At 43.0% G+C, this 10,837-nt stretch carries 9 protein-coding genes and 2 pseudogenes; 6 read left to right on the top strand and 5 right to left on the bottom strand.

The window, feature by feature from the left end; genetic code table 11:
• Positions 1–294 precede the first annotated feature (294 nt).
• Together ACEW80_RS08705 and ACEW80_RS08700 are read right to left on the bottom strand one after the other, a co-directional pair.
• Positions 295–648: a hypothetical protein gene (locus ACEW80_RS08705; RefSeq protein ID WP_373526210.1), complete on the bottom strand. Its 354-nt coding sequence runs from the start codon at positions 646–648 to the stop codon at positions 295–297.
• 391 nt (positions 649–1,039) lie between these two features.
• Positions 1,040–2,167 (bottom strand): RNA-guided endonuclease InsQ/TnpB family protein, encoded by a 1,128-nt coding sequence (locus tag ACEW80_RS08700; RefSeq protein WP_373526209.1) that lies wholly within the window; start codon positions 2,165–2,167, stop codon positions 1,040–1,042.
• 96 nt (positions 2,168–2,263) lie between these two features.
• Between ACEW80_RS08700 and tnpA the strand changes: the two genes are divergently transcribed.
• Positions 2,264–2,701: an IS200/IS605 family transposase gene (tnpA, locus tag ACEW80_RS08695; RefSeq protein ID WP_373526211.1), complete on the top strand. Its 438-nt coding sequence runs from the start codon at positions 2,264–2,266 to the stop codon at positions 2,699–2,701.
• 52 nt (positions 2,702–2,753) lie between these two features.
• Positions 2,754–2,888 (top strand): annotated as a pseudogene (locus ACEW80_RS08690) (transposase family protein); the annotation flags it as partial.
• Between the two features lie 21 nt (positions 2,889–2,909).
• On the opposite strand, the pseudogene ACEW80_RS08685 reads toward ACEW80_RS08690, so the two are convergent.
• Positions 2,910–3,008: pseudogene (locus tag ACEW80_RS08685) on the bottom strand (type II toxin-antitoxin system HigB family toxin); the annotation flags it as partial.
• A 186-nt stretch (positions 3,009–3,194) separates the two neighbouring features.
• On the opposite strand from ACEW80_RS08685, the gene ACEW80_RS08680 reads away from it, so the two are divergent.
• Positions 3,195–4,190: a folate-binding protein YgfZ gene (locus tag ACEW80_RS08680; protein WP_373526208.1), complete on the top strand. Its 996-nt coding sequence runs from the start codon at positions 3,195–3,197 to the stop codon at positions 4,188–4,190.
• Positions 4,191–4,195: 5 nt separating this feature from the next.
• Here the strand turns inward: ACEW80_RS08680 and ACEW80_RS08675 are convergent, their stop codons facing one another.
• Together ACEW80_RS08675 and ACEW80_RS08670 are read right to left on the bottom strand one after the other, a co-directional pair.
• Positions 4,196–5,200, bottom strand: coding sequence for a DUF5331 domain-containing protein (locus tag ACEW80_RS08675; RefSeq protein WP_373526207.1), 1,005 nt, complete (start codon positions 5,198–5,200; stop codon positions 4,196–4,198).
• Between the two features lie 91 nt (positions 5,201–5,291).
• The gene (locus ACEW80_RS08670) at positions 5,292–6,266 is read right to left on the bottom strand and encodes a cysteine synthase A (RefSeq protein ID WP_373526206.1); all 975 of its coding nucleotides are present in this window, start codon (positions 6,264–6,266) and stop codon (positions 5,292–5,294) included.
• 113 nt (positions 6,267–6,379) lie between these two features.
• Here ACEW80_RS08670 and ACEW80_RS08665 point away from each other — a divergent pair, with 113 nt between their 5' ends.
• The 3 genes from ACEW80_RS08665 to leuD all read left to right on the top strand — a co-directional run bounded on the left by ACEW80_RS08665 (position 6,380) and on the right by leuD (position 10,548).
• Entirely contained in the window at positions 6,380–7,714 is a 1,335-nt protein-coding gene (locus ACEW80_RS08665; RefSeq protein ID WP_373526205.1) for a hypothetical protein, read from the top strand.
• A 356-nt stretch (positions 7,715–8,070) separates the two neighbouring features.
• Positions 8,071–9,474: a 3-isopropylmalate dehydratase large subunit gene (leuC, locus tag ACEW80_RS08660; RefSeq protein WP_373526204.1), complete on the top strand. Its 1,404-nt coding sequence runs from the start codon at positions 8,071–8,073 to the stop codon at positions 9,472–9,474.
• 465 nt (positions 9,475–9,939) lie between these two features.
• Entirely contained in the window at positions 9,940–10,548 is a 609-nt protein-coding gene (gene leuD / locus ACEW80_RS08655) for a 3-isopropylmalate dehydratase small subunit (RefSeq protein ID WP_373526203.1), read from the top strand.
• Positions 10,549–10,837 lie beyond the last annotated feature (289 nt).

Here is a 10,837-nt window from a genome sequence, read left to right as displayed (position 1 = left end):
TACTATACTGACGGCGTGTCATAGATTACTCAAGTGCAGTATAACCTCACGTTTTTAGTAAGCTACAAATTTAAGACGAAAAATAACGATTCCCGTTTACTAATCTTAAGATATATAAGTCTGTCCTTATAAAAAGTTTTTTATAACCTCACAATCCCACTCCCACAACCTGACCCTGTAAAAAATCATTCATAATCTTTGTGAAGCGATCGCTCCTCAGTGCGCCTAGTTTATTGGATACTTAAGTATCCAAGCAAAAAGGGATGCGTTTGCCAAGAGTGTGATTGCAAGCAGCTAACCTTCTTCAACCTCTAGTTGATAAATTCGTAGGGATGGGTATTCTGTCATTAATCGCCAGCAACAACGCGCTGGAGCCAATGATGGTCTATCGCCGCAACGGTATAGAAACACTGGCTCATCCTTTAAAAGTCCCATCAGCACTACTTGTTTCCAGTCCTGTTCGCCTAGATCCCAAATCAGATGCGACCTACCAAGGTATCCTGCATCCATTAGACTAGCAAACAGCCACTCCATAATCTGCTGAATTTGTTGCGTCTCAAGCCCACTATCAGCTTGAGCGTAGCATTCGATTTCAAGCTTATTAGATTTTGGCTTTATCAGTCCTAGCAGTAAGGACAGGATTTTCATGCATACTGTTCATTATCCAGGCACACTCATTAAATATATTTATGGTGAGAAAAGGGTAATTTTAGTCTTCCCAATAATTGAGATGGTCTATCGAATATCTATAAATATTTAATTAACTGTTTTAGTCTGGACATTTTAGAATTTAACAGTTAAAAATAATTAATTATTCTATAAATATTTATATATAAATTTTATACCTGATGATGAAATTAAAATTTCAGCACTATTTTATATAATTAATTAATTATACTTGTGGTTACAGCTACCAATAACCAACTTGTTGCTTGGAAGTTTATTGTAGCTAATTCATGTGGAATATTCTTCAACTATATTGTGTTGTAACCGTGTAGTATTTAAAATTTTGCTATATCTGAGGATTGTCCAGCTAGGTTTAACGATCGCAGCTTTTTATCAATCCTATCTTTTTGAGCCTTCCAGGAATAAATAACGTTGTAGAAAATGTAAACAAAGTGAAACTATTACCCTGTAAGCGTTGTAAGCATTTTAAACGACATAAGCTTGTGTAACTTTCTTCAGTTTCCTCAAACTTCAACCCGTACTGTTGACAGAGTTGACCAATTCTATCTTTCAATCTGGCAGTAGGAATTTGCACAAACTTTTGATTGGTCTTACTACCAAGATTAATATTTTGGCGCTGACCTTCATTCCACCCAAAGACAACCGTACCAATGCGATTATCTAGACAATGATTCAGAACCAACCGAGCCGCCTTGTTGACAGCATCTCTAACCTGCCTATTTCGCTTTTCGGTAATACCTGCTAACTGATGACTCCAAAAGCCTTGAGGCTGATTATCCTTAAGGGTCGAAACTCGTTTGTTGTACCACTGATTCAAAGATTTAAGGTGCAAACCATCAATGATTAAAGATGTACCGACATTAGAAACACACGTTAACCAGTTGTTTAAACCAGGATCAATTCCTAACGCTCTGCTCATGTAAACGTCAGATTCAATAGTTGGAAGTTTGTAAACAAGTTCAAGATAGAATTGACCGTTTCTAGGGAGAATCCGGTACTCTCTAATTTGCTTATGTTCAAGATTTGAGGGCATGGGTAAGTAAAATTCTGCTAGACCAAACCATGTTTTAACCTTACTACCCAACGGAAAACGTAAACCTTCGGGCTTTAATTTTATCGCTTGAGCCGGATATGTTACCAAGCTTAAGCCGCCATTTCGATAGCCTGGAAGCTTTGGTTTCTGTGTTACAGTGCCATTCTTTATCCCTTTGAGTAGTCCCACGAATGATTTAAATGACTCGGCTACACTCATCAAACATTGCTGTGCTGCTTGGGAGTACATTGCCGCAAAATGAATGTTGTCAGCCAGTTCATTATTTAAATCAAACTTGCTAGGGATTTTACCAGTTTTAAAGTAAAGCTGACGTGCATAATAAGTTCCGCAATTAGAGAGTTTTGTTGATTCACTACACAAAAACTCCAAGATTGCCTTTAGATCATTGTCAGGATTTAATAGTATTTGTTGGCAACCATACAGCATCAGTCGAACCGTGTAATTATGTTACTCTCAATACTATACCATAGATTTTAGGGCTGACTCGAAGTGAGTAGAGATAGTTTAAGGAGCGAAAAGTCTGTGCGTCCGGGTCTCCCGGCGCAGAACTTTTTAAGAAAAGGAGCGCACGTAGTTTTTGACATTCATCTACACATGGTTTTTATAACTAAGTTTCGTAGGTTAGTTTTTACAGAAGCGATGCTTGCAGATATGGAGCCTATTTTTGTGCGGGTATTGACTGCTAATTTGTGCATCCTTGAGGAATTTAATGGAGAGCCTGACCATGTGCAAATACTTATCAATCTACATCCAGACAACAATATTTCTGATTTAATGGCTTCGCTTAAGTCTGCTTCCAGCAGGATTCTAAGGCAACAATACAAATCAGAAATAGGTAAGTTTTACTGGGGTGAAAAAGTTAAATTATGGCATGATTCTAAATGCGTAGTTTCATGTGGCGGAGCGCCATTGGAAATAGTTAAAGCTTATATTAAAGGACAGTCAGGCGGAAAAGAATGATTGACAACTGGGCTTCGCTTCGCAGACCGCTATCCATCCCCAAGCTAAGAGCATGGGGTTTTCCGCGAATTCTGATAAAAAAGACTGGTTGGAGATGTTTCTAGAACTACCATTCGGAATACCCAGTCCAGATACATTTAGAAGAGTATTTGAGAAAATCAACCCCAAAGAATTTGAGCAATGTTTTCGGGGATGGGTAGAATCACTCAATCAAGCGATATTTATCTCCTTTAATATCGAAAACTGTAAAATTACCAACAGCTTCAGCTTTAAGAAAAACCTGCTGTACTTCAACTAAATTTGACCATTAAGATTTTAAAACTAATAATATGCATCGTCCATAATTACAAAAAACTTTAAATAACTATTTCAAACAGATCCAGTCGCTTTCTACTTGAGCGATCGCCTCGCCCCTACGCTATTGAAGCCGCAAACGCTTATTTGCTAAGATTTCCAATGCGATAACATTGAAACAGGGCAACTTCTCATCACCATGCCAATATCTATAATTGACGATAAAGACGCAGCAGCTATCCAAGCCGCAAAAGTTGGGGTTGCTATATGCGATCGCTCCCTCTGGGGACGCATCAAAGTCTCTGGCGACGATCGCCTCAACTTTCTGCACAACCAAAGTACTAACAATTTCCAAATACTCAAGCCGGGACAAGGTTGTGATACGGTTTTCGTCACCTCTACAGCCAGGACAATTGATTTAGCAACCGCCTATGTTACAGAAGATGCAGTAATTCTGCTAGTTTCGCCCAATCGCCGCCAGTTTCTGCTGGAATGGCTGGATAAATATATTTTCTTTGCCGACAAGGTGGAATTGTCTGATATTACAGAACACACCAATACCTTTAGCCTTATTGGCCCAGGAAGCGACGCTATTTTAGAAAAGTTAGGTATTGGCGAACTCATCGAGCAACCTTACGGTAGTCACCAAGTATACACGATTGCTTCAGCGGAGGGAGTGCGAATTGCTGTGGGTAGTGGGTTAGCTGCCCCCGGATACACTTTGACTTTCCCATATACTGATAAATCTTCGGTGTGGAACAAATTGTTAGAGGCTGGGGCAGTAGAGATGAGCGATCGCGCTTGGGATACGTTGCGAATCATCCAAGGCCGCCCCGCCCCAGATGCGGAACTTACAGATGATTACAATCCTTTGGAAGTTGGTTTGTGGCAAACAATTTCTTTTAATAAAGGTTGCTATATTGGGCAAGAAACCATCGCCCGGTTAAACACATATAAAGGTGTAAAACAACAACTTTTGGGTATCAGGCTCAGTGCACCTGCGGAAATTGGAAGTGCGATCGCAGTCGGAGATGAAAAGGTCGGCAAACTTACCAGTTATACAGAAACTGCTGATGGTTATTTTGGACTAGGTTACATCCGTACCAAAGCTGGTGGTGTGGGCTTGAAAGTTCAAGTGGGAGAAACTGAGGGTGAAATAGTAGAAATTCCGTTTGTTTCTCACGAGTACCCATAAGCAATTCAAAGAAAAATATCTTCTTCTTTATTGCGAGTGCCGTGACAAAATTCATCTACCCAAGAAGCTAGACTACGAGCATTAGTGGGTGATAAATTCACTTTACTTTTAACGTCTTGTGGTGGTATGGTGGGATGTTTGTCGTTGCTCTTAACCTCAGTAGTAATTGCTAGCGATGCTCCAGAAGGGAGCCGCCCAAGGAGCGATCGCACTGGTTTGCCATTACTAGAAATCTCCGTAGTAATTGCTAGGGATGTACCGAAAGGCAGTCGAGCAGATAGTGATGTCTGACGACAAGCTGTAAGGCAACTACGCACTGTTTTGTCGTTGCTTTTAACTTCGGTAGCCAATGCCACAAATGGTATAGTTTTGGCTTTGCTGTCAACCTCAGCAGTCATTGTCAGCAATGCTACTGAAGGGAGGCGTTTAAGGGATGGCGATCGAAGTGGTTGATATTCGCTTGGTAAACCGGGAGATGGCGTTTTTACCGGAGTATCTGGAGCAATTTTAGTTGCTGCTGCTACCAACTCAGGTTTACGTGTGTGAACTACCTCACCGATAGCTATAAATGATGGCACAAGTTGATCGGCGCGTGGCAAGTTGGAGTCTATAATCTTGGCAAGAGGATAAGGCGTAAGCTTACTGGCAGTTATAACCGATGACAGATGTTTATCCTCAGAATGGTTCTCATCTGGCGACTCGCTTTCAACTTGGTTTGTAGCCAGAGAATGTTCTGATTTTATTAAACGTAACTCTTGATCAGGATTGAAGTTAAGACCTAAAGCGGCGACTATTTTATCTGGATCGTTATTCAGATCCAGCATAAAAGCCAGTATTTCATCAAACTGGGGTTCCAAAACAGACAGTGTTGCCAAGATAAAACCAGACAAAGGACGGCGTAGACTATCGTAAGTGCCCCAAATTCGCATTTTGACTAGCCAGGAAATATTTTGCTCGTAGTAAATCAGCCACTTTTGTTTTAAGGATTGACGCAGATGCTGGATATTCATTGGATGCCTCGCTTCAGTCAACAAGATTGCAGATGTTATTTATTCTTTATCCTTTGTCCTTTGTCAAAAGTCGGAAACTAATGACTAATGACTAATCTATTGAAAGTCCTTTTGAGGCTAGCCACTCAGGGTTGAATATCCGTGACTGATACCGAGAACCACTATCACACAAGATGGTAACAATAGTATGTCCTGCTCCCAACTGCTTTGCTAAAGCAACAGCTGCCCCAACATTAATACCCGTTGAACCGCCCATCAATAGCCCATCTTTCCTCAGCAGTTGGTAAACTACCCGTAAAGCTTCTTTGTCATCGATTTGGATAGCATCATCAGCAGGTGCGCCTTCCATGTTGGCTGTGACACGACCGTTACCAATGCCTTCGGTGATGGAACTTCCTTCCATCTTGATTTCGCCGGTTTTGACATAGCTATAAAGTCCACTACCCAACGGATCGGCAACAACGCATTTAATCGCCGGATTTTGTTCTTTCAAGTACAATGCCACACCAGCAAAAGTACCACCAGTACCAGTTGCAGCTATCCAGGCATCTATTTTACCATCTGTCTGCTCCCAAATCTCCCGCCCTGTAGTTTCGTAGTGGGCGCGGCGGTTGGCTAAGTTATCAAACTGATTCGCCCAAATGGCATTGTCTAACTCAGCAGCGACTCTGCCAGATAGCTTGACGTAATTGTTCGGGTCTTTGTAAGGTACAGCAGGGACGGGACGAACTTCTGCTCCTAGTGCTGTTAGTGCGTCTATCTTTTCTTGTGACTGAGTATCGGGAATAATAATTAGGCATTTGTAGCCTTTGGCGTTGCAAATATGTGCTAGTCCAATGCCAGTATTACCAGCGGTTCCTTCGACAACGGTGCCACCAGGTTTGAGTAAACCTTTCGCTTCGGCATCTTCGATGATGTAAAGTGCGGCGCGGTCTTTGACGGAACCACCAGGATTGAGAAATTCTGCTTTACCAAGGATTTCACACCCTGTTTCTGCACTGAAACTGTTTAAGCGAATCAGGGGTGTGTTGCCAACAGCGCCGACAAAGCCATTTTTAATATCCATTTTGACTGTACCTGTGTTTTCATCTATAAAAATTTTGACTCATAGCGGTGGCATGATTTATAAGTAAGGTAAATTCTTGCTGTTAATCAATTTTAAACACAGGATCTTTGAAGATGGTTCAAGTCAACTTTAACGTTTGGGGTAACGGTTCTATCAACCGTTCGGGGAGCATTAATTCTGATGCACCAACCTATGTTATTATTCATGGTTATCAAAGCACTGGTGGTAACGCAGGTAATAACTACAACCCCACCGACTGGATGGAAAACATCGCCCAAACTATTCGACAGCGAGAATCTAATGCTAATATCATTCTCGTAGATTGGGAAGAAGGAGCTAGTTCCTTCTGGTATCCCACTTCCGCAGGCAGAACGCGCGATGTCGGCAATCAATTGGCTACTTACTTAATAAATAATGGCGTAGATCCCACTTACACTAACTTGATCGGGCATAGTCTAGGAGCGCACGTTGCGGGATTTGCTGGCTCTACCTACCGTCAATCTACTGGGCGTTCTATTGCTCAAATAGTAGGACTAGATGCAGCAGGGCCTGAGTTTGAAGGCAAAGCAGCAAGCGATCGCTTAGATCCAACTGATGCTATTCGTGTTACATCTGTCCATACTAGTGAAACTCTGGGCTATGATGATCGGTTGGCTATTCTAGATGTCTATGCCAACTGGAATGACCTATTTCAGCCCGGACAATGGAATTTTGTTGGGAATCATAGCTATGCCCACACCCTGTATACAGAGTTACTCCAAGGCAATAGCTTTATTCAATCCAACGGCACTCTGTTGAACTTGAACACAGTAGTTAATGCTGGATTTAGTGGGCAGAACGATGCCGGCACTAAAAACAATAAAGCTGTTGTTGCTCTGAGTCTTTCGGGTACTGTGAACAACGACGTTCAGGCAGGTGGTGCAGCCAATGATACCATTCGTGGCAATGCCGGAAATGACTACATTACAGGTGGCGATGCTAACGATTCCCTGTTTGGGGATAGTGGTAACGATCTTGTCTATGGTGGACGTGGTAATGATTCTGTCTTCGGTGGCACTGGTAGCGATCGCCTGTTTGGAGATGACGGTATCGACGTGCTGACAGGAGCAGATGCATCAGTTGGCAGAGGTGTTGGTGAATTTGACCGCTTGACTGGTGGCGCTGGAAGCGATCGCTTTGTGCTAGGTACTACTGTGGGTGTCTTCTACAGCGATGGCAATATCAGCACTTCTGGACTGGGTGACTATGCCCTAATTGCTGATTTCAATGCTTTGGAAGACACGATCCAATTGTCTAGCTTTAATGCAAGTTATAGCTTGGGAGCAGTGCCGACTGGTTTCACCACAGGTACAGCCTTATTTGTAAATGAAAGTAGTCTCGAACTAATTGCGATCATTCAAAGCACCACCAGCCTCAGCCTTAGTGCCAGCTATTTCGTAACTGTTTAAGTAGAGGATTTGATTAATTCGTAGCAAATTCAATTTGGTAATATTCTGCAATGGCAATGCGTTCTCTTGCAATGGCATTGCAGAGTATTACAATATCAATGCGTTCCTCTGCATTTAAACGCTTCTTATCCCAATTCACGAAAATCTTGATACATATAAATTTTTTGTAGGGGTTTAGCAGTGCTAAACCCTTACCCACGCATTTGTAACTTTATTAAAGTGAAATGGTATTAGCCGCAATTTGAATCGTTAGGCGTAATTCTTGGCAAAGATGTAACTAAAATCAAGTAATCTAAAAAACACAGACTATATTTTGATACTATTTAAGGCCGGACTCTTTAAATATTGATTGACGTATGAGCAAAGGTACCCTGTTTGATAAAGTTTGGGACTTACACACCGTTGGTACACTTCCCTCAGGGCTGACGCAACTATTTATTGGGCTTCACCTAATTCATGAAGTCACCAGTCCTCAAGCTTTTGCAATGTTAGGCGAGCGAAATTTAAAAGTACTGTTTCCAGAGCGTACTGTTGCCACAGTCGATCATATTGTGCCAACAGAAAATCAGGCACGTCCCTTCGTTGATCGCTTGGCAGAGGAGATGATCCAGGCGCTCGAAAATAACTGTCAACAAAATGACATCACTTTTTATAATATTGGTTCTGGTAATCAGGGTATAGTTCATGTCATCGCTCCAGAACAAGGGCTGACCCAACCAGGAATGACGATCGCTTGTGGAGATAGCCACACTTCAAGTCATGGGGCTTTTGGTGCGATCGCATTTGGCATCGGTACTAGCCAAGTCCGGGATGTTCTTGCTTCCCAAACCCTCGCTCTCTCGAAGCTGAAAGTCTGCAAAATTGAAGTTAATGGCAGTCTGAACCCAGGTGTTTACGCCAAAGATGTCATCTTGCATATCATCCGCACACTTGGCGTTAAAGGCGGTGTGGGCTATGCTTACGAATTTGCGGGCACGACATTTGAACAAATGAATATGGAAGAGAGGATGACTGTCTGTAATATGGCGATCGAAGGCGGTGCTAGATGCGGCTACGTCAATCCTGATCAAGTCACTTACGATTACCTTAAAGGCAGAGATTTTGCCCCCAAAGATGCAGACTGGGATAAAGCAGTGGGCTGGTGGGAATCCATTAAGAGTGATGCTGATGCCGAGTACGATAATCTAATCGTATTCGACGCTGCGGAAATTTCTCCTACCGTTACTTGGGGGATTACTCCCGGTCAAGGTATCGGTGTCAATCAGTCAGTGCCTCAACCGGAAGAACTGCTCGAAGAAGACCGATTTATTGCTGAAGAAGCTTACCGCTACATGGATTTGTATCCTGGTCAACCCATTAAGGGCACCAAAATTGATGTTTGCTTTATTGGTAGTTGCACCAACGGCAGGATTAGTGATTTGCGAGAAGCTGCAAAAATCGCCAAAGGCCGCCATGTTGCAGAAGGAGTTAAAGCGTTTGTTGTCCCCGGTTCTGAAAGGGTGAAGCAAGAGGCGGAAGCTGAAGGACTAGATAAAATCTTTCAGGAAGCCGGATTTGAGTGGCGTGAGCCAGGATGTTCTATGTGCCTAGCGATGAACCCTGATAAGCTACAAGGAAGACAAATCAGCGCCTCCTCATCTAACCGCAATTTTAAGGGAAGACAAGGTTCTTCTTCCGGTCGGACATTGCTGATGAGTCCAGCAATGGTCGCCACCGCTGCAATTAAAGGCGAAGTCTCTGATGTGCGCGAGTTGCTGTAACCTCTCCCAGCTTCGCCATTTCTTCTTCTGCTAGGGCTATGGTGTACACACAAGTCTTTTTTTGACTCACATCTTAGTTGTATCGCAATACAGTTCGGTTAAGACTTGATCCCCCCAACCCCCCTTAAAATGGGGGGCTAAAAACGGCTCTATTTACCCCTTTTTAAGGGGGGACTAAGGGGGATCTTTAAGGACTCATGCACCTTAACCAAACCGTATTGAGTTGTATCAACTCACATCTTAGTTGTATCGACTCACATCTTAGTTGCATCGACTCGCACCTTAGTTGCATCGACTCGCACCTTAGTTGTATCGACCTGCACCTTAGTTGCATCGACTTGCAAAAATTAATTTACCCTATATTACGCAGTAACTCTAAAAGATTTGTATGTAAACGGTAGCCTGTTAAGGAAGGGGTTACGCAAAATCTCTAACAGGCAGTCATTTAGGTGATAGGTAAAATTTATGGTCAGTGAAGTTAAAACAGTTTCAGGGCGTGGTATACCGCTAATTGGCAATGATATAGATACCGATCGCATCATTCCCGCCCGTTATTTGAAAGCCATCACCTTTGATGGTTTAGGCGAAGGCGCGTTTATTGATGACCGAACAGCACTAAAAGGTGAACATTCCTTTGATCAACCGCAGTACCAAGGTGCAAAGATTTTAATAGTTAACCGTAACTTCGGCTGTGGTTCATCGCGGGAACACGCACCCCAAGCGATCGCTAAATGGGGAATCCAAGCTCTGATCGGTGAGAGCTTCGCAGAAATCTTTTTCGGTAACTGTGTGGCAATGGGTATACCTTGTGTGACAGCCGATGCTGTTACTGTTAAACAACTGCAAGAGTTAGTGGCTGCAAATCCTCAAGCCGCCGTGACAGTGAATCTGGAAACTTTGCAAGTGCAGATTGGTGATTACACTGCCCCAGTTGCGATCGGTGAAGGTACAAGAAGCACATTTATTTCTGGGACGTGGGATGCTTGCGGCCAGTTAGTGGCGAATGCTAATCAAGTTCGGGCAACGGCTGCAAAATTACCTTATGTGAGTTGGGGCAATTTAGCCGCGAGTTAGTATTCTCTCGTTCCCTACTTGTCGCTTTTGACCTCTCTCCAAACCTCTCTCCTAAGAGGAGCTACGGTGTACACACAAGTTATCGAATCACTACCAGTCCTTGAATTACCCCACCCTAACCCTCCCCTTGCAAAGGGGAGGGAACTGGATTTTCCGGTTTCCCCCCTTTGCAAGGCGGGATTAAGGGGGGTAATTCTACTTGTGTGTACACCGTAGCTTTTTAAGGGGGTTGGGGGGATCAACAAGTGCCTAAAATTACAGCCAACTACTTTTAAAACATCCTCTTACA

This window comes from Nostoc sp. (genome assembly GCF_041747015.1).
In the GTDB taxonomy this organism is placed as follows: domain Bacteria; phylum Cyanobacteriota; class Cyanobacteriia; order Cyanobacteriales; family Nostocaceae; genus Nostoc.
This window is presented reverse-complemented; position numbering and strand designations above follow the sequence as displayed.